At 36.3% G+C, this 19,648-nt stretch carries 21 protein-coding genes; 11 read left to right on the top strand and 10 right to left on the bottom strand.

The features are described from left to right. The first annotated feature begins 32 nt into the window (after positions 1 to 32). Positions 33 to 932 carry a leucine-rich repeat domain-containing protein gene (locus tag FW781_RS18060; protein WP_149388693.1) on the top strand — a complete coding sequence of 300 codons (900 nt, stop codon included), beginning with the start codon at positions 33 to 35 and terminating at the stop codon, positions 930 to 932. Between the two features lie 2 nt (positions 933 to 934). Here the strand turns inward: FW781_RS18060 and FW781_RS18055 are convergent, their stop codons facing one another. Continuing rightward, positions 935 to 1,258, bottom strand: a complete 324-nt coding sequence (locus tag FW781_RS18055; RefSeq protein ID WP_103293686.1) for a translation initiation factor — start codon at positions 1,256 to 1,258, stop codon at positions 935 to 937. Between the two features lie 237 nt (positions 1,259 to 1,495). Here FW781_RS18055 and gpmI point away from each other — a divergent pair, with 237 nt between their 5' ends. From gpmI to FW781_RS18030, 5 genes are all read left to right on the top strand, one after another. Next, the gene (gene gpmI / locus FW781_RS18050) at positions 1,496 to 3,037 is read left to right on the top strand and encodes a 2,3-bisphosphoglycerate-independent phosphoglycerate mutase (RefSeq protein WP_149388692.1); all 1,542 of its coding nucleotides are present in this window, start codon (positions 1,496 to 1,498) and stop codon (positions 3,035 to 3,037) included. A 150-nt stretch (positions 3,038 to 3,187) separates the two neighbouring features. After that, positions 3,188 to 4,165 (top strand): acyl-ACP desaturase, encoded by a 978-nt coding sequence (locus FW781_RS18045; protein WP_149388691.1) that lies wholly within the window; start codon positions 3,188 to 3,190, stop codon positions 4,163 to 4,165. 99 nt (positions 4,166 to 4,264) lie between these two features. Then, a complete protein-coding gene (locus FW781_RS18040) occupies positions 4,265 to 4,696 on the top strand; it encodes a BT0820 family HAD-type phosphatase (RefSeq protein ID WP_047384534.1) in 432 nt (143 codons plus the stop codon). A 153-nt stretch (positions 4,697 to 4,849) separates the two neighbouring features. Next, a complete protein-coding gene (map, locus tag FW781_RS18035; RefSeq protein ID WP_149388690.1) occupies positions 4,850 to 5,659 on the top strand; it encodes a type I methionyl aminopeptidase in 810 nt (269 codons plus the stop codon). Further along, on the top strand, positions 5,659 to 6,426 hold the full coding sequence (locus FW781_RS18030; protein ID WP_149388689.1) for a class I SAM-dependent methyltransferase: 768 nt from the start codon (positions 5,659 to 5,661) through the stop codon (positions 6,424 to 6,426). Before map ends, FW781_RS18030 begins: the two co-directional genes overlap by 1 nt. 54 nt (positions 6,427 to 6,480) lie before the next feature. Here the strand turns inward: FW781_RS18030 and FW781_RS18025 are convergent, their stop codons facing one another. The 3 genes from FW781_RS18025 to FW781_RS18015 all read right to left on the bottom strand — a co-directional run bounded on the left by FW781_RS18025 (position 6,481) and on the right by FW781_RS18015 (position 8,408). After that, positions 6,481 to 7,191, bottom strand: coding sequence for a T9SS type A sorting domain-containing protein (locus tag FW781_RS18025; protein ID WP_149388688.1), 711 nt, complete (start codon positions 7,189 to 7,191; stop codon positions 6,481 to 6,483). 139 nt (positions 7,192 to 7,330) lie between these two features. Next, on the bottom strand, positions 7,331 to 7,663 hold the full coding sequence (locus FW781_RS18020) for a DMT family transporter (RefSeq protein ID WP_077414420.1): 333 nt from the start codon (positions 7,661 to 7,663) through the stop codon (positions 7,331 to 7,333). Between the two features lie 181 nt (positions 7,664 to 7,844). Further along, the gene (locus tag FW781_RS18015; RefSeq protein WP_149388687.1) at positions 7,845 to 8,408 is read right to left on the bottom strand and encodes a Crp/Fnr family transcriptional regulator; all 564 of its coding nucleotides are present in this window, start codon (positions 8,406 to 8,408) and stop codon (positions 7,845 to 7,847) included. A 225-nt stretch (positions 8,409 to 8,633) separates the two neighbouring features. On the opposite strand from FW781_RS18015, the gene era reads away from it, so the two are divergent. Next, the gene (gene era, locus FW781_RS18010) at positions 8,634 to 9,509 is read left to right on the top strand and encodes a GTPase Era (protein WP_047384549.1); all 876 of its coding nucleotides are present in this window, start codon (positions 8,634 to 8,636) and stop codon (positions 9,507 to 9,509) included. A gap of 66 nt (positions 9,510 to 9,575) precedes the next feature. Continuing rightward, on the top strand, positions 9,576 to 10,004 hold the full coding sequence (locus FW781_RS18005) for a DoxX family protein (protein WP_149388686.1): 429 nt from the start codon (positions 9,576 to 9,578) through the stop codon (positions 10,002 to 10,004). A 57-nt stretch (positions 10,005 to 10,061) separates the two neighbouring features. Here FW781_RS18005 and FW781_RS22850 read toward each other — a convergent pair whose 3' ends face one another. Beyond that, positions 10,062 to 10,214, bottom strand: coding sequence for a bacteriocin-like protein (locus FW781_RS22850; RefSeq protein WP_449386662.1), 153 nt, complete (start codon positions 10,212 to 10,214; stop codon positions 10,062 to 10,064). Between the two features lie 118 nt (positions 10,215 to 10,332). On the opposite strand from FW781_RS22850, the gene FW781_RS18000 reads away from it, so the two are divergent. Next, complete coding sequence (locus FW781_RS18000) at positions 10,333 to 12,735, top strand: alpha/beta hydrolase family protein (RefSeq protein ID WP_149388685.1); 2,403 nt, start codon at positions 10,333 to 10,335, stop codon at positions 12,733 to 12,735. Positions 12,736 to 12,907: 172 nt separating this feature from the next. On the opposite strand, the gene FW781_RS17995 is transcribed toward FW781_RS18000, so the two are convergent. Then, complete coding sequence (locus FW781_RS17995; protein ID WP_149388684.1) at positions 12,908 to 13,597, bottom strand: HAD family hydrolase; 690 nt, start codon at positions 13,595 to 13,597, stop codon at positions 12,908 to 12,910. A gap of 76 nt (positions 13,598 to 13,673) precedes the next feature. On the opposite strand from FW781_RS17995, the gene FW781_RS17990 reads away from it, so the two are divergent. Continuing rightward, positions 13,674 to 14,234: a Crp/Fnr family transcriptional regulator gene (locus FW781_RS17990; RefSeq protein WP_149388683.1), complete on the top strand. Its 561-nt coding sequence runs from the start codon at positions 13,674 to 13,676 to the stop codon at positions 14,232 to 14,234. A 461-nt stretch (positions 14,235 to 14,695) separates the two neighbouring features. After that, positions 14,696 to 15,199 (top strand): GNAT family N-acetyltransferase, encoded by a 504-nt coding sequence (locus FW781_RS17985; RefSeq protein ID WP_149388682.1) that lies wholly within the window; start codon positions 14,696 to 14,698, stop codon positions 15,197 to 15,199. 127 nt (positions 15,200 to 15,326) lie between these two features. Here the strand turns inward: FW781_RS17985 and FW781_RS17980 are convergent, their stop codons facing one another. From FW781_RS17980 to FW781_RS17965, 4 genes are all read right to left on the bottom strand, one after another. Continuing rightward, positions 15,327 to 16,688 carry an MATE family efflux transporter gene (locus tag FW781_RS17980; RefSeq protein WP_149388681.1) on the bottom strand — a complete coding sequence of 454 codons (1,362 nt, stop codon included), beginning with the start codon at positions 16,686 to 16,688 and terminating at the stop codon, positions 15,327 to 15,329. A 99-nt stretch (positions 16,689 to 16,787) separates the two neighbouring features. After that, positions 16,788 to 17,972 carry a sigma-54-dependent transcriptional regulator gene (locus FW781_RS17975; protein WP_149388680.1) on the bottom strand — a complete coding sequence of 395 codons (1,185 nt, stop codon included), beginning with the start codon at positions 17,970 to 17,972 and terminating at the stop codon, positions 16,788 to 16,790. 56 nt (positions 17,973 to 18,028) lie between these two features. Beyond that, positions 18,029 to 18,688, bottom strand: a complete 660-nt coding sequence (locus FW781_RS17970; protein ID WP_149388679.1) for a YggS family pyridoxal phosphate-dependent enzyme — start codon at positions 18,686 to 18,688, stop codon at positions 18,029 to 18,031. Between the two features lie 75 nt (positions 18,689 to 18,763). Further along, positions 18,764 to 19,630 carry a polysaccharide deacetylase family protein gene (locus FW781_RS17965; RefSeq protein WP_149388678.1) on the bottom strand — a complete coding sequence of 289 codons (867 nt, stop codon included), beginning with the start codon at positions 19,628 to 19,630 and terminating at the stop codon, positions 18,764 to 18,766. Between the last annotated feature and the right edge of the window lie 18 nt (positions 19,631 to 19,648).

Below are 19,648 nucleotides of genomic sequence, written 5' to 3'. Positions count from 1 at the left end.
GACTTTTGTTGCTGGCAGACCTTTTTATGTTTATGAAAAAGCTTTTCCTACTTATTTCCATTCTATCACTTTCTCAGATCAAGGCACAGATTGATCCGGTGAAATATCCTACTTTTACCAATATTGAAGATGCTTTAAACAGTAAAAAAACGGTCTACAGTATGAGTTTCAGAGAAAAAGGATTGTTCAATCTCCCTCCTCAGATTGTGAAGCTGGATTCATTATTTTTTCTGAATATCATGGCCAATAAGCTTGAAAAAATGGATCAGGAACTCTTTGAATTGAAAGAACTGGAAATTTTAAATGTGAATGAAAACAGCATTAAATACATTCCGGATGAGGTAAGCAGGCTTAAGAAACTGACTACTTTTTCAATGAATCTGAATAGTCTGACAAGCATTAATCCCAATATTGCAAAGCTTCAGAACTTAAAAGTAGTGCATTTTGATGCCAACAATCTGAATACCTTTCCTGAAGCCCTTATGGATATTGCAACGTTGGAAGAAATTAACCTTCAGGGAAACCAGATCAGTTTTATTGCAGACAGACTGGATCAGATCAGAAACCTTAAATTTTTGAATCTTTCTGATAATCAGATCAATGATCTTGGAAATCTGTCTTTTCCTAAAAACTTAAAATATCTTGAACTGCAGCAGAATGCCATCAACAAACTTCCGGAAAACCTTTTCAAAGCTCAGCATCTTGAATTTCTGAATGTAAGCGGAAACAATATCTCGGAAATATCACCCAAAGTAAAAGGGCTGAAGAATGTAGTCAGCATGAATCTGGCCAACAATAATCTGAAAGATATTCCTGTAGAAATCAAACAGCTGAAAAATCTGAAGACTTTGATTCTTACAGGAAACCCTATAGAAAAATCTACAATTGAAAATTTAAAAACCCTACTGCCGGATACGCAGATCTATTTCTAGATCTATCCGCCAACACGCTTGGTTTTATATCCCATTTCTTTAAGGATATTCATGATTTTATCACGGTTATCCCCCTGAATGATAATCGTTCCATCCTTCTCAGAACCGCCTATACCTAAGGTGGTTTTTATTTTCTTTGAGATTTTTTTCAGGTCTTCTTCACTGCCTTCCCAACCTTCAACAATCGTGACAGGCTTACCATTTCTTCCTTTTTTCTCAAATTTGCATACCAAAGGCTCTTTCTGCTTGAATTGCTCTTCAGGCATCTCAAAATCCTGCTCTTCATGCTCAGGAAAAAGATTCTTCAATTGATCTCGTAAATCCATACCGCAAAATTAAAAAGATTTACGGATTAATGAAATGAAATAATCAACGAAATTTTATTTTTCAACCGTGTCAAGATTTAAAACCTTGACACGGTTAAGTGTGTACAAATTAATCCGGTTTTTACGATATAACTTTAAATGGAACTGGTTGATGATCAGTTATCAATAAAATTCAAGACCTCAAATTCTTCTATTCATAGGAAATTAGGTAAATTTGTCTAACAAAAGTTTTACAAAATGTCAAAAAAAGCAATACTGGCAATTCTTGACGGATGGGGATTGGGAACAAACCCTGACGTTTCTGCAATAGATAAAGCAAATACACCATTCATAGACAGCTGTTACCAAAAATTTCCACATACTACGCTTGAAGCGAGTGGACTGGCTGTTGGGCTGCCTGCCGGACAGATGGGAAATTCTGAAGTTGGGCACATGAACCTGGGAGCCGGAAGAGTGGTTTACCAAAACCTGGTAAAATTAAATATGGCCGTTGAAAACGGAACATTGGGTCAGGAAAAAGTCATTCAGGATGCTTTTGAATATGCAAAAAGAGAAAATAAAAAAGTACACTTTATCGGTTTGGTTTCCAATGGAGGAGTACACTCACATATCAATCATTTAAAAGGATTATTGACTGCCGCAAAAGAATTCGGCTTGAATGAGAACGTTTTTGTTCACGCATTTACCGATGGCAGAGACTGTGATCCGCATTCAGGATTCGGATTTATTGATGAGCTTCAGAAGCATATGGATGCTACTACCGGAAAACTGGCAACAGTGGTAGGAAGATACTATGCTATGGACAGAGACAAAAGATGGGAGCGTGTAAAATTGGCTTATGATGCCCTTGTAGAAGGAGTAGGCGAACCAACAACTGATGCTTTGGCAGCGATCAAGACTTCTTATGATAATAACGTTACAGACGAATTCCTGAAACCGATCATTTTAATGAATACTACTGCAACAGGAAATGTAGTTCCGGTAGCAAAAATCATTGATAATGATGTAGTAATCTGTTTCAACTTCCGTACAGACAGAGGTAGAGAAATTACAGAAGTTCTTTCCCAGAAGGATTTCCCGGAATACTCTATGAAAAAACTCAACCTTTATTATATTACATTGACGAATTATGATAAAACATTCCAGAATGTACAGGTTGTTTTTGACGAAAATGTGCTGACGGAAACAATGGGTGAGGTTCTTGAAAAGAATGGAAGATCTCAGATCAGAATCGCAGAAACAGAAAAATACCCTCACGTTACTTTCTTCTTTTCAGGAGGAAGAGAAGAAGAATTTGAAGGCGAAAGAAGACTGCTTTGCCCAAGCCCGAAAGATGTTCCTACTTATGACCTGAAGCCGGAAATGTCAGCTTATGATATTACGAATGCTATTGTGCCGGAATTGGAGCAGGGAACTGCTGATTTTGTTTGTCTGAATTTTGCCAATACAGATATGGTAGGGCATACAGGCGTTTTTGAAGCCGCTGTAAAAGCTGCTGAAGTAGTAGATCAGTGCATCGAAAAAGTAGCCACTGCCGCTTATGAAAACGGATACGCTGTTTTTATCCTTGCCGATCACGGAAACTCAGACGTAATGATGAATCCGGACGGAACTCCTAATACACAGCACTCAACGAACCTTGTTCCATTTATCGTTATGGATAAAGACCATACATGGAATTTAAAGCCAGGAAAATTAGGAGATGTTGCTCCTACGATCCTTAAAGTAATGGGCGTTGAAATACCGGCTGCCATGACGGGAGATGTTTTAGTTGATTAAAATTCAATAATATTGTCAAAAGAATGCCGTTATACTTTGTATGACGGCATTCTTTTATGATTTATATCAGATAAGGTATGAGTTGCATACTTTATTATGCGTTAAATAATAAATAAATCATATCTTTGTAAATTAAAACTGAATAGTAAAATGTATCAAAAGCTTGTTAGGAAAGAAGTAATGGGATTATTGGAAAAGGAAGTAGGTTCTTTTCTTGATAAATTTTTAACGCCAATTGAAAAAATTTGGCAGCCTTCCGATTATTTACCAGATCCTTCAAGCGATGATTTTAAACATGACTTAGAAGAAATTCAGACTTTTGCCCGCGAAATGCCTTATGATCTTTTCGTAACCCTTATCGGGGACTGTATCACAGAAGAAGCTCTTCCTTCCTATGAGTCTTGGTTAATGGGAGTTGACGGAATCAATCAGGAAGAAAGATTAGGCTGGTCCAATTGGGTAAGAGCATGGACTGCTGAAGAAAACAGACACGGAGATTTATTAAACAAGTATCTTTATCTGTGCGGAAGAGTAAATATGAGAGAGGTTGAAATTACCACGCAATATCTGATTAATGATGGTTTCGATTTGGGAACAAGTATGGACCCGTACAGAAACTTCATCTATACAAGCTTTCAGGAAACAGCTACCAATATCTCTCACAGAAGAGTAGGTACGCTGGCTAAACAATCCGGAAACGGGAAATTGGCAAAAATGTGTGGGGTAATTGCTGCAGATGAAGCAAGACACGCTAAAGCATACAAACATTTCGTAGCGAAAATTCTGGAAGTAGACCCTTCAGAAATGATTCTTGCATTTGAAGATATGATGCGTAAAAAGATTGTAATGCCTGCTCACCTGATGAGACAGTCCGGACAAAAGGCTGGTGAACTTTGGGGACATTTTTCAGATGCAGCCCAAAGATGTATGGTATACACAGGTCAGGATTATATCAATATTATGAAAGACCTTTTGGATGAATGGAAAATTGAGCACGTAAAAGGACTTACAGAAAAAGCAGAAAAAGCTCAGGAATACCTGATGAAGCTTCCTGCAAGGCTTCAGAAGATCACAGACAGAGTTTCTACTCCGGATCTTCAGTTCCAGTTCAGATGGGTAAAAAGCTAATAAGATTTACATTATTATTTAAAATATAAAACTATTGAGTGCCTTTCTTTTGGGCACTCTTTTTATTTCTTATCTTTGCAAAGCTAAAAAAACAACAAAATGTTAAATAATAAAAAGATTGCTGTTGACTTTGACGGGACTATTGTAGACGATGCTTACCCGGCAATTGGAAAACCGAAAACTTTTGCATTTGAAACTTTGAAAAGACTTCAGGCTGAAGGATACAGACTTATACTTTGGACATACAGACACGGAAAAACATTAGATGAAGCTGTAGAATTCTGTCAAAAAAACGGGATTGAATTTTACGCTGTGAATTCAAGTTTTGAAGGGGAAGTTTTTGATCATGAAACTCAATCCAGAAAATTAGATGCAGATTGGTTTATTGACGACAGGAATTTAGGAGGTTTCCCGGGATGGGGTGAGATCTACAATATTATTCAGGAAAGAATAGAGTTCCGTGTAGAAGGGAAAGAAGTTCTTGCCTATTCAAAACTTAAAAAAGAAAAGAAAAAAGGACTTTTCTGGTAGTATAGATTAGAAGCCAGATATTAGAAATTAGTTTTTAATGTCAAATCAAAGCTTCTTTTTTTATCAGAAAAATTCTATAGATGGTTATAATATAGAAATACACATAATGCTGTAATCTAGCTTCTAACATCTAATATCTAACATCTATATACAATGATTCAATTAAAAACGATAGACGAATTACGTCTGATGAAGGAGAGTGCCCGACTGGTTTCTAAAACATTGGGAATGTTGGCAAAAGAAATTAAACCAGGGATTACGACCTTATATTTAGATAAACTGGCTCATGATTTTATTAAAGATCATGGTGCTGAGCCTGCATTCTTAGGATATGGAGGATTCCCGAACTCTCTTTGTATCTCTCCGAATGAGCAGGTAGTTCATGGGTTTCCAAACAAGGATGTAGTAAAAGAAGGAGATGTTCTTTCTGTAGACTGTGGAGTGATCCTTAATGGTTTCGTAGGAGATCATGCCTACACTTTTGAAATCGGGGAAGTGAAACCTGAGGTTAAAAAATTACTGCAGGTTACCAAAGAATCTTTATACAAAGGAATTGAGCAGGTTGTCAGAGGAAAGAGAATAGGAGATATCTCCCACGCAATCCAGGCACATTGTGAAAAAGAAGGATATGGAGTGGTAAGAGAGCTTGTAGGACACGGTTTAGGAAGAAAAATGCACGAAGATCCACAGGTTCCAAACTACGGAAGACAAGGAAGCGGAAAAGTAATTAAAGACGGTTTGGCAATTGCTATCGAGCCAATGGTTAATATGGGAACTGAAAAAGTGAAGTTTCATAATGACGGCTGGACGGTAACGACTTTAGATAACATGCCTTCTGCTCACTTTGAGCATGATGTAGCCGTAATCAACGGTAAACCGGTATTGCTTTCAACATTTGATTATGTATATGAGGCTTTAGGGATTGTAAGTGATGAAGAAAAGCAGTTCCAACTGGATTTTTAATGAAAAAGGTAACGAAACTTTTACTGAATAAAATTCCACGCCCTATGCTTATTAAAATGAGTATTTGGGCAAGACCGCTTATTTATCAGTTTTTCAAAGGTGATCAGTTTTATGATCCTATTGATGGAAGATCTTACAGAAAATTCCTTCCGTACGGATATGGAAAACAAAGAGAAAATGCTCTTTCTCCCGGAACTTTAAGCCTGGAGAGACACCGCCAGATGTGGCTTTATCTTCAGAACGAAACTGATTTTTTTATTAAGAATTATAAAGTTCTGCATATTGCTCCCGAACAGGAATTTTTAAGGAAATTCAAGAGAATGAGTAATCTGAACTACATTTCAGCAGACTTGTACTCTCCAATTGTAGATGTAAAGGCAGATATTCTGGATTTACCTTTTGAAAATGAAAGTTTTGATATTATTTTCTGTAACCACGTTCTGGAACATATCGAAGACGATGCCAAAGCAATAAGTGAACTGTACAGGGTTATGAAGCCCGGCGGATGGGGAATTCTTCAGGTTCCGATGAAAAATTCATTGGAGAAAACTTATGAAGATTTTACCATTAAAGATCCGAAAGAACGCCAGAAGCACTTCGGCCAATATGATCACGTCCGCTGGTACGGAATGGATTATTTCGACCGCTTAAGAAAAGCAGGTTTTGAAACAGAACCGAACTTCTATTCACAGAAATTCTCAGAAGAAGAAATTAAAAAATATGGCTTGAGACACAATGAAATCTTGCCTATCGTTTATAAAAAATAAAATAAAACCCGTTTCAACATTGAAGCGGGTTTTTATATAAATGAAAGGTTCTTTTTACTCTTTGACAAAAGGATAGGATTTATAATTTTCTACCGTTACAATATATTGCCCCTTTTGTAAGTTACTTGTATCAATTGATGTTGTGTTGCTATTCGTTGTAGTTTCAAATACCAGTTTTCCTGACAGATCATAGATCTTAATCGAAAGGTTTCTATCAATGTTTTCAAGATGTAAAACCTCTTTTACAGGGTTTGGATATGCTTTAAATGTTTTTGTGGCTGTTTGAGCTTCTTTAGTGCTCAGTTGTGCAGTATTGTTATAATATATTTTGTTTCCTGAAGGATCTGTGATCATAAGTGTTTTGATGTTGCCGTTAGTTGTGATCTGATAGCTGTATATAGATCCGTAAGCTCCTAAAACATACGCATCACAGTTTTTCTGATCATAGGCGCGAACTGGTCCTGCATTTCCTCCATTATAAAACAAAAGAGTACACGAGCTTGCTGTTTTGATGAGATTATTACCTCCGGGCATGACCCCGAAACTCATCATGGATGTGTTATAATATCTGGAGTTAATAACATAGCTTGTTCCTCCTGCTGAATTGAATGTAGTGGCAGGAACTCCGTTATCGATCAAAGGAGTATTGGTGGTCTGGCCGCTGCTTGTTACCATTTTGGAAATATACCAGTTGTTGTTAAGCAGTTCGGAAGTTTGCTGCGCAGCTAATAAACTGCCAGCGAAAAGGAATAGAAATTTTTTCATAGGTTAAATAGTTTCCCATAAAGATAGGGAATTTCTTATTTCTCAGTTCTATTACGTTAAATAAAAATGAGAAAGCAAAAACCGCCTTCAGTACGAAGACGGTTCCATTTTTAAATATAGATAAAAGTTTATGCCCTTTTTAGTGTGATGAAGACACTGCCTTCAAGCCTACCACAGACCCAATAAGTGTTACAATAAAGAAAACTCTCCAGAAACTTACAGGATCTTTAAAGAAAATAATTCCCATTAAAGCCGTTCCTACCGCGCCTATTCCTGTCCATACCGCATAAGCTGTTCCGATTGGTAAGGTCTGAGTAGCTTTGATCAGCAAAAGCATACTGATCGTCATTGTTATCAGGAAACCGGTATACCACAGGTACATCTCAGTTCCTGATGTTTCTTTTGCCTTCCCCAGACATGATGCAAAGGCAACTTCAAATAATCCCGCGATAACTAATATTAACCAATTCATTTTTTAAATTTTTTCTACTGCAAAGTTCAGAATTTGACAGGAGAAAAAATTTTACAATTGTTAAAAAATGAAGGTGGTTTTTAAGAAAGGAAGGTGGGAGCTGGAAGAAAAATTGATTATGATCATTCCTTTGGCTTTAGCCAAAACATTACAGAATTTTTAAATCCTTAAATTTTTCAATCTACTTGATTTCTGCCCGTATCCTGCTCAAACTTACTTGCGTTATCCCAAGATACGAAGCAATATAACCCAGCTGAACTCTTTTAAGCAGATCAGGCTGATAGGTCATAATATCTTTATAACGTTCCAGAGAAGTTTTGAACTGTCTGGAAATAATCAGCTCTTCGGATTTTATCATCTCGGCTTCTGCCAGTTTTCGACCCCAATTGGCAATATGAATATCTTCATTGAACAGTTTTCTGAGGTTTTCCGTTTCCATTCTGTACAGATCACAGTCTTCCAGTAACTCTATGCTTTCATAGCCGGGTTTGTCCTCCACATAGCTTTTCATAGAAAGAATGCACTGTCCCTCACTTCCAAACCAGAATGTAATATCATTATCCGCAGTTGACGAATAGGCACGTGCAATTCCTTTGCGGATAAAATAGAGATAAGGAATCACTTTATCAGCTTCCATAAGGCAAAAGCCTTTAGGATGAGAAACCTCAGTGATGTGATTTTTCAAACTGTTTTTTGATGTTTCAGGCAGGATGTAAATCTGATCAAGAATCTGGTCTATATTCATAAAGATGAATTCTAATATTCAAAAATATCAGTTTTAGACAATGCAATGCAAAATTATTTTATGGTTTTTACAGAAAAAGCAAAGCCGTCAGTTGGAGTACGCAGTTAAATATTTGATTGAAAAGGAATGTAAAGTCCAATAACTCTCTTTTTTCTTTTAAATATTGAGATTAACTGTAAAGACCAATTTTGTTTTAGTAACTTTGCAGTTCGTAATATTATTTTTATGCACAAAGCAGGATTTGTAAATATAGTTGGAAAGCCCAATGCGGGAAAATCGACCTTGCTCAACCAATTAATGGGAGAGAAGTTGGCGATTGTAACGCAGAAAGCTCAGACAACCCGCCACAGAATTTTTGGTATTTATAATGAAGATGACCTTCAGATTGTATTTTCTGATACTCCGGGAGTATTGGATCCAAAATACGGATTGCAGGAAAAAATGATGGATTTTGTAAAAGACTCTTTACAGGACGCCGATGTTTTCCTGTTTATTGTAGACGTTACCGATAAAGCGGAACCATCAGAATTTTTAATTGATAAACTGAATAAAATCCCTGTACCTGTACTTCTTTTATTAAATAAAGTAGATCAGACCGATCAGGCAGGCCTTGAAAAATTAGTAGAAGACTGGCACAACAGAATTCCGAAAGCTGAAATTCTGCCTATTTCTGCTTTGAATGCCTTCAATACAGAGGTTATTTTACCTAAAATAAAATCTTTACTTCCTGAAAATCCTCCTTACTACGATAAAGATCAGTACACGGATAAGCCCGAAAGATTCTTTGTAAATGAGGCAATACGTGAGAAAATCCTTTTGAATTATGATAAGGAAATTCCATACTCAGTAGAAGTAGTGACTGAGCAGTTCAAAGAGAAAGAAGGAATTATCTTCATAGATTCTATTATTTATGTAGAAAGAGATACTCAGAAAGGAATTATTATTGGACACAAAGGAGAAGCGATCAAAAAAGTAGGAACTGAAGCAAGATTAGATCTGGAAAAGTTTTTCACCAAAAAAATTCATTTAAACTTATTTGTGAAAGTGAAAAAAGACTGGAGAAAGAATGACAGAGATCTTAAAAATTTCGGTTACAGGTAAACTAAAATAGCCGGAATCCCGTTGTATTAAAAGATTTTTATTACCTTAGTATAAATTTTTTAGTAAATGAACTATAATAATTCAAGTTGGAGCTCAGTACCTAAAGATGTTATTTTATTAGCAGTGAGAGTATTTGTTGGTTTTGCAATGCTGTCTCATGGCTTTCCAAAACTTCAGATGTTATTGGCTGGCGGTAAAATTGAGTTTTTCGATTTTATGGGACTAGGGCCTCAGATATCTCTGATTCTTACGGTTTTTGCTGAATTTGTTTGTTCAATACTCCTTATATTAGGGCTTTTTACAAGAGTCGCTTTAGGTTTTCTGGTCTTTACCATGATCATCGCTGCTTTTGCAGTACATGGAGCAGATCCCTTTGAGAAAAGGGAAATGGCGCTTGTCTATCTTTCTGTCTATCTTTTACTCATGGTAATCGGAGCTGGAAAAGTTTCTGTGGATCATATGATAGAAAGAAGAAAAAGAGCTTCAGACTGGTAACTTTATAATAAGATAAAATAATAATGCACTTCAGGAAATGAAGTGCATTTTTTGTTCTTAATAATTGCAATGAGGTAGGCAATCCCAGATAGGAGCTCCACTTGGAGTTTTGCCTACTCTGCAGGCCATGTATCCTGGATCACATAATGGAGCACTTCCTCCTTTAATTGTTTTCAAATTGCTCTTTGATAATTTTCTTAAATTTTTCATACTATTTTAATTTGTAAGATAAAAGTAATGAAAAAATAAATATGACACCAAAAAGAGTCTTATTTTTTAATGTTAGAAATCTGTTAAAATTTACTACATTCGTAGAAAATGAATTTATATGAAGATAAAACTGACTATTTGCCTTTTGGCATTTCTCAATTTTTATGATGCACAGGAAAATATTACGTATCAGAAACCTTCTGCTGAGATCTTAAAACTGGCAGATTATGAAAGACCTCCAAGTGTTCTGATGAACAGCAAAAAAGACTGGGTAGTTTTTACTTACCGTCCAACATATAAAACCCTGGAAGATCTGAGCCAGAATGAAATGAAGCTCGGCGGGCTTAGAATCAATCCGGTGACCAATATCTCAAGCAGTATGACCTACTCCAATAATCTGAAGATCAGAAAGATCAATGATAAAAGTGAGATTCAGGTGAAAAATCTTCCTTCCAATCCGAAAATTGCCTATGTTTCGTTTTCACCGGATGAGAAGAAGCTGGCTTTTACCAATACAACAAATAAAGGAGTAGAGCTTTGGATTGTAGATATGGAAACAGCTTCTGCCAAAAAAATTACATCGGATAATCTGAATGCCAACTTAGGAATGCCTTATGTATGGTATAATGACTCTCAGAGCTTTCTGATCAGAACACTTCCGCCAAACAGATCTGCTCTTATAGATGCAGCCAAAGATCTTCCAACCGGTCCGATTGTTTCAACAGCAGATGGTAAAGTTTCCCAAAACAGAACTTATCAGGATCTTTTAAAAAATCCTCAGGATGAAAAAAACTTTGAAACGCTTACTGCTTCTGAAATTTATAATGTAGATCTTACAGGAAATCTTAAGAAATTGAAAGATCAGGATATGTATGCCGGCTTGAGTTTTTCTCCGGACGGAAATTATCTGATGGCTACAACGATTAAAAAGCCGTTTTCTTATATCGTTCCGCTCAACAGATTTCCATCAACAACGGTTGTATATGATATGAAAGGAAACGCTGTGAAAACAGTGAATGAAGTTCCTTTGAATGAAATCATGCCGAAAGGATTCTCATCGGTAAGAACCGGAAAAAGAGATATGGCATGGAGAAGTGATGCTCCTGCTACGCTTACTTATGCTGAAGCTTTGGATGGAGGAGATCAGTCTAAAACAGCTGATTTCAGAGACGAGGTATTTACCTGGGAAGCGCCATTTACAGCAGCTCCGAAATCATTCTTCAAAACAAAGCAGAGATATGATGATGTAGTTTGGACTAATGATCATTATGCTATTGTTTCCGAAGGCTGGTATGACACAAGAAATACAAAATCTTACCTGATAGATACGAATAACGGAGAATCTAAAGTTTTTGATGACAGAAATTATCAGGACGTTTACAGTGATCCTGGAAATTTTAATACAACAAAAAATCAGTACGGGAGATATGTAATAGATATGAAAGGAGGAAAAGCCTACCTGATCGGAGATGGATTTACCAAAGACGGGCAGCATCCTTTTATTGATGAAATGGATGTGAAGTCACTGAAAAAGAAAAGACTTTATACCTCTAATGTAAAAAACGGTAAAGAAGAGATTATTGATATTCTTAATGCTTCAAAAGGGGAAATTCTTACAACTCAACAGTCACCAAGCCTTTATCCTAATTATTTTAAAAAGAATATTAAATCTAATAAAGCAGAAGCCGTAACCAACTTCGCAAATCCCTTTGAAAGTATCAAAGACGTTTACAAAGAAGTAATTACTTACAAAAGAAATGATGGGGTAACTTTAACGGGAACTCTTTATCTTCCTGCCAATTACGACAGAAAAACGAAAAAAGAGAAGCTTCCGTTGCTGATTTGGGCTTATCCTACCGAATATAAAGATAAAAATACAGCAGGGCAGAATACCCAAAATCCGAACGACTTTACATTCCCGTATTACGGATCTTTTGTATACTGGACTACTAAAGGATATGCTGTTCTGGATGATGCTGCTTTCCCGATTATTGGCGAAGGAAAAACAGAGCCTAATGATACTTTTATTCCTCAGTTGGTTGCAAATGCTGAAGCAGCCATTGATGCCGTGGATCATCTGGGGTATATTGACAGAAAGAAAGTAGCTGTTGGAGGACATTCTTACGGGGCATTTATGACTGCAAACCTTTTGACGCATTCAAACCTTTTTGCGTGCGGAATTGCAAGAAGTGGAGCTTATAACAGAACCTTGACACCATTCGGATTCCAGAGTGAGCAGAGAAATTACTGGGATGTTCCGGAGATTTACAATAAAATGTCTCCGTTCATGAACGCTGATAAAATGAAAACACCACTTCTTCTGATTCATGGTGATGCAGATAACAATCCGGGAACTTTCACTTTACAGACTGAAAGATACTTTCAGGCATTGAAAAACCTTGGGGCTCCGGTAAAAATGGTTCTTCTTCCAAAAGAAGCCCATGGATATCAGGCTAAAGAAAATATCTTACACCTTTTATGGGAACAGGATCAGTTCCTTGAAAAATGTTTGAAGAAATAAATTACAAAAGAGACTGTTTATCACAAACAGTCTCTTTTTTTTGATTAAAAAATATAAATACGGAATTAAAAGGTATTAATTAAAACGTTATAGAATATGCATTAAGTTTTTCTTTAAAGCGAAGCTTATCTTAATAATTTTACTTTCTTAATAGACCTTAATGGTTTACATATTAAAGATGCTTCAGAATTTCATCAACACTCTTAAGTTCCATAAAATTCGGATGTTCCAGATTAACATCATGCTGTTCATGACTCCATGTGACATGATAAGGAATATGAGCTGCAAAACCTCCGATTTCCAATACCGGCAGAACGTCTGATTTTATAGAATTCCCAAGCATCAGGAAGTTTTCAGGTTTGCAGTCCAGATGTTTCAAGAGTTTTTTATAATCATTTTCTTTTTTGTCACTCATGATCTCAATATGATGGAAATAGTCCTGTAATCCTGAGTTTTTCAGTTTACGTTCCTGATCCAGAAGGTCTCCTTTTGTAGCCACAACCAGCCTGTATTTTCCCTTTAAGCTTTCAAGAGTCTCTGTAACTCCATCCAATAATTCAATAGGCTTCTGAAGAAGATTCTGCCCCAGCTGAATGGCTTTGTTTACCAGTTCCAGCGAAGCGGTGTTATTGGAAACCCTGCCAATCGTCTCAATCATACAAAGCATAAATCCCTTTACTCCGTAACCGTACAGGTGGAGATTCTGCATTTCTGTCTTAAATAATTCCTGCGATACCGAATGCTGTGGAAGATAGTCCTCAAGCAGCATACAGAACTCTTTTTCTGCCTCTTGAAAATAGGGTTCGTTGATCCAAAGAGTATCATCTGCATCAAAGGCGATAGTAGTAATATGATTATTCATTTTTGTTTTGTAATTTTCTGTTCTCAAAATTCAGTATAATATATCAATAAGCAAAGGACATTTGTCCCGGATCCATATGTTAAGAACCAATCAGGCATTTTTAAGCTATTTTGAAGAACTTTATCAGCAGCAGGACAGAGAAGAAGTAATCTTCAAGTCTTTTTCCAGGGATGGAAATATTCTGGTTCAGGATCAGCTGTTGTCAAAGGTCATGTTAATCAAAGAAGGAATTGCCAAATGCTATTTTACCGAAGAGAACGGAAAAGAATACATTGTCGAATTTCTGGGAAAAGGTGAGATTCTTGGAGAAGTGGAATTGATCAAAAATATCAATTGCTTATGCGGGGTAAAGGCAGTATCTGAGGTAACTGTTTATGAAATAACAGTTTCTTATTTTAAATCGTTGATCAATAATGATCTTACGCTGAATCATCTGTTGCTGGATTCATTTGCAGAACGAATTATCAATACTTCCAGCAGGGCTTCTTATCAACAGCTTTATACGGTAGAACATACTTTAACCCAATTATTGAATATGCAGTCCAAACAGGAAATTCAGATTTCAAAAGAAGATATGGCGGCCTATCTCGGAATTACGGGAAGGAGCTTGAATAGGATCTTGAAGGATTTGAAATAATTTCGTTGACAAGCAAAAAGATGTAAGGTTTTTTCAACGCTTATTTATAATTTTTAAACATCATTCTTTTGTTGGAAAATCGGAAAGACGCAAATTTTTTTTAATCCTTGTATATAATTTTAAGGCGCAAGAAAATCAAAGATTCTCAGCAAGTGATGACTATGAGCTTTTTTATTATAATTTGCTTAATTAGTAAAATCTTCGTGTGATTAAAAAATAACCAGTATTCAATTTTATCGGAGATAAAATCTTTGCGCCTTCAAAATATTCGATCTTTCAATTCCATTGCGCCTTTGCGTATTCCAACAAAAAAAATATTTTTTTTAATTAAAGATGTTTTTTTAATGTTTTTAAGGGGTGTTTTGTTATAAATAATTAAAATTAACAATTTAAGTATGGGTTTTAATGGGGTGTTTTAAAAATTTACTATTTTTGTATAAAATTAAGTTGAATATTCATCCATGGAAAAATTAAAGTTCAGAAATGCTGAATTGGCAGATTTAAATAAAATCGTAGCGATCTATAATTCAACAATTGCTTCAAGAATGGTTACTGCAGATATGGAAGAAGTCTCTGTAGAAAGCAAATTAAAGTGGTTTGAAGAACACAATCCTCAGACAAGACCGCTTTGGGTGGTTGAAGATGAACAGAGCCAGATTGTTGGATGGGTAAGCTTCAGTTCATTTCATGAGAGAGCAGCATACAACGGAACGGTGGAAGTAAGCATTTATCTGGATGAAACCTGCAGAGGAAAAGGATATGGTAAAACAATTCTTCAGTATTGTATTGATAATGCCGGAAAATTTGGGGTGAAAAACCTTGTAGCACTTATTTTCCTTCACAATGAGCCTAGTTTAAAACTGTTCAGATATTTTGGGTTTGAAGATTGGGGAAGTCTTCCTAATGTAGCAATTTTAGATGGCGTTGAGAGAAGTCTGAAGATTCTAGGAAAGAGAATAGATTGATGCACTTATATCGTAAAAAAATCTGCGTAATCAATAAGATCTGCGAGAGAATATAGATTAATGCTTTATTGCAAATTAACGAATATAAAAAAGGCTGTCTCAAATACTGAAACAGCCTTTTTTACTTTTATGAATTCTGCTTAATTCTTTTTGCAGACATATTCAGGAATCGTTTAACCAGGAAAACAGCGGAAACTGTTAATCCTAATCCGAGTGCAATCCACATTCCGAATGCGCCCATTTCCAAAGTAACACAGAAGAAATATCCCAAAGGAATAGTAATCACCCAATAGGCGATAAAAGTATAAATAGATGGGATTTTCACATCCTGCAACCCTCTCAACATTCCTAAAGCTGTTACCTGGATTCCGTCAGAAAGCTGGAACAGTGCGGCAATAATCATTAGTTTTGATGCAAGCATAATAACCTCTACCTCTTCTTTTTTCGTGAAGAAAGTCGGAAGTATATTTCTTCCTAAAATAAATACCAGTCCACAGATGCACATGAAGATAAAGGCAATTTTCAGGTTGTTGATTCCAACTTTTCTGAGTTCCACAAAATTCTGTTCACCCACTTTTCTGCCGATCATTACTGTAGAAGCAACACTAAACCCAACACATAAGTTAAAAGTGAAAGAGGCCATACTTAATGCAATCTGGTGAGAGGCAATATCATGAGCGGAGATTAATCCGCAGATAAATGCAGCTCCGGCGAAAGCTGTTACTTCAAAGAACATCTGTAAAGCTGTAGGCAGCCCCAGTTTCACCATTTTATCAAACATTTGCTTCGAGAAATCCTTAATTTTTAATGAGAAATCTTTGATATAACGTCTTGTTTTTTCTTCTTTTACCAAAACAAAATAAAGGAAAACAACCATGAAAATTCTGGAAATCAAGGTAGCCAGAGCAGAACCCTGTACACCCATCGCTGGAATTCCCCAAAGTCCTTTGATAAAGACATAATTTAAGGCAATATTGATAACATTTGCAATAATGGTTGCCTTGGTAACTCCAATGGTATAGGATAAGCCTTCAGAAACTTCACGAAGTGTCTGAAATGCCATAAATGGGATCATACTGACCACCATTATACTTAAGAAACCTACCGTATCAGGAATAATCTTAGCCGGCTGCCCGGAGTGATAGAGTAGAGGCATTCCCAAAAGTAAAATAACCATCAGAATCACCCCAACAGACATGTTGATGATGAATCCATGGCTGAAAACAGAATTGATTGTAGCATGATCCTGTTTTGAATGTGCTTCCGAAACCAATGGCGGGATAGCAAATGAAAAGCCCAACGCTAATACAAATATGGAGAAAAACACAGCATTACCCAATGAAACGGATGCCAGTGCATCAGCACCCAAAAGTTTTCCGACAATAATATTATCGAATAAGTTGACCGAAACCTGCCCCACCTGGGTAAGCATCACAGGCAGAGCCAAAGTCAGGCATTCTTTTGTATAGTTTTTGTTTAAAAATTTCATAATATTTTAAGATTCATATAGTTTATAATTCAAATAAGGCAAAAAAAAATTTGCAGTGGAACACTGCAAATTTTTATAGTATCGTAAATAATAGCTTTATTATTTCCTTACAAAACTTGCAACGTCACCTTCAGAAACAGTGTTTCCACCAAGAATAATCAATCTTTCCACAACATTCCTTAATTCCCTGATATTTCCAGTCCATGAAAGAGATTTTAAAGCATCAACAGCTTTATCATCAAACTTTTTCACAGCAGTACCATGCTCATCAGCAATCATACCTGAGAAATGCTCAACCAGCAATTTGATGTCCTCTTTTCTGTCATCCAATGGCGGAACATAGATTTCAATAACGGAAAGTCTGTGGTAAAGGTCTTCTCTGAATTTCCCTTCCTCAATTTCTTTCTGCATATTTTTATTGGTTGCCGCAATTACTCTTACGTCAACTTTTATTTCTTTATCACTTCCTACAGGAGAAACTTTGCTTTCCTGAAGCGCTCTCAATACCTTAGCCTGAGCAATAAGACTCATATCACCAATCTCATCAAGGAAAATCGTACCACCGTTAGCCTGTTCAAATTTTCCCTGCTTGTCTTTAATAGCTCCTGTAAAAGATCCTTTTACGTGTCCGAAAAGTTCAGATTCAATAAGTTCAGATGGGATTGCAGCACAGTTTACCTCTATCATAGGACCTCTTGCACGTTCACTTTGATTGTGGATGGCGTGGGCTACCAATTCTTTTCCGGCACCGTTAGGTCCTGTAATCAGAACTCTGGCATCCGAAGCGGCTACTTTTTCGATCATATCCTGAATCTTTTGAAGAGCAGGAGAATCACCGATCATCTGGTATTTTTTATTTACTTTTCTTTTTAAGGTTTTGTTTTCAGTCTGAAGATTTTTGTTTTCTTTCTTCAGGGTTTCCTTCACCAAAGCGTTTTTTACACTCGTGATCAATCTGTTGATATCAATTGGCTTGGAGATAAAATCGTATGCACCCTCTTTCAAACAGGAAACAGCAGAATCAATGTCTGCGTGGCCTGAGATCATGATAAAAGTAGTTTCTGGTTTTAATGCGAGACTTTGCTTCAAAAGTTCAGTTCCTGAAAGTTTAGGCATTTTAATATCAGAAATCACCAATGCGAAATCTTCTTTTTCTACCTGTTTGTAACCTTCAAGGCCATCTTCAGCGATAACAAATTCATAATCGGTTAGTTCATCCGAAAGAATACTGTGAAGTACTCCCGAGATTGCTTTTTCGTCTTCTACTATAAGGATTTTTTGCATAGTTGCAAATTTAAATTTTTTGTTTCAATTATTAGCAAAAACTGTACCTAAATATTCTATTTTGAATAGTCTCTTCTTCCAAAAATCGCAGATCCAACCCTCACAGAGTTAGCCCCACACTCAATAGCTGCCGGGAAATCATCACTCATTCCCATTGATAATGTATTCAGTGTTTTTAATTGATTTAATTCATCAAAAAGCCCCTTTAGTTTTAAAAATTCATTTCTGATCTGTTGCTCATCATCCGTGAATGTTGCCATTCCCATTAAGCCGGTAATTTCAACATTGGGAAACTGACTCTCTACATACTGTTGAAACAGATCTTTTGCTTCAGAGATTTCAAGCCCGAATTTACTTTCCTCAGCCGCAATTTTTACCTGCAGCAGAACCTTAATTACCCTATTGTTTTTTCCTGATTCTTTGTTGATTTCTGCTAATAATTTTTCAGAATCCACACTTTGTATCGTGTCTATGAAAGGTGCAAGGTATTTTACTTTATTGGTCTGCAAATGGCCGATAAGGTGCCATTGAATATCCTGAGGAAGGAGAGGATATTTCTCCATCAGTTCCTGTACCTTATTTTCTCCAAAAACTCTTTGCCCCAGATCATATACTTCCCGTACTGCAGAAACAGGGTGTGTTTTTGAAACAGCAACCAGCTGAACATGGGACGGCAGCTGATCTTTTATGGATTTATAATTTTCTTTAATACTCATAGATGCAAATTTCCGAAAATTCCCTGACAGTTGCCAGCGATGAATACATTTTACATGGCCCTTTTCAAACAAAAATTAATTCAAGACTTCATTGATCTTAGGATACTGAGAAATCTTTCTGAAAACAAACTTGTTGCTTTTCTGCAGTTTTTCAATAAACAGATCCAGCTCATTGATAGAATCTGTATCTCTGAGGTATTGATCATGAGTAAGGAAAACAAGGTGTCTCGAAGTTTTCTCAAGATCGTTAAAGAAAATACTGTCCACTTTCTTAATCATTGCTTCATGGCTTCCTTTTAAAGTCATTTTCTGGGAAGGTCTCCATTCAAGATCCCAGCCGATTACCTTGTAACCTGCTTTTTTAAGACCATCTGCAGCTGCAGTAGAGCTTTTAATATCAGTTACATTAATATTGTTGAGCCTCCAGATATTTCTTCCGGGAGTTCTTGCTATTTTATCAGTAAGCTTCAGGCTGTCTTTGGCGATATCAAAATCGTGTACTACAAATTCCGCATTTTTATAAAAATCGGTGTATTTGTTATGGGCATGGCTAAAGCTGTGATTAGCCAGTTCTACAAGAGGGTTTTGCTTCAGAAGCAGTAAATCATCTTTCTGTTTTTTGCTTCCATAGGCGTGTTTCCCTACCAGAAAGGCGGTTGCACAAACATTTCTTTTATCCAGAATTTTTAAAAGATTTTCGGTTCCCTGATTGGGGCCGTCATCGAAAGTAAGGTAGATCACTCTTTTATCCGGATCTACGCTTTCATCATCCATTTTAGGGACAATTTCTGCGGAAGGATGTTCTTGTGAACTGACGACGGGGTCATTATTCACTTCATTTTTAAAATTACAGCTATACAATAAAGCCGAAGTTGCACTCATCAATGCAAACATCCCGAGAAAAGTCTTATTTGTTGACTTTCCCGCAAAAATTTTTCTCATAAAGATAATGGAATTTAA

This window comes from Chryseobacterium panacisoli, from assembly GCF_008274625.1.
GTDB lineage: Bacteria > Bacteroidota > Bacteroidia > Flavobacteriales > Weeksellaceae > Chryseobacterium > Chryseobacterium panacisoli.
This window is presented reverse-complemented; position numbering and strand designations above follow the sequence as displayed.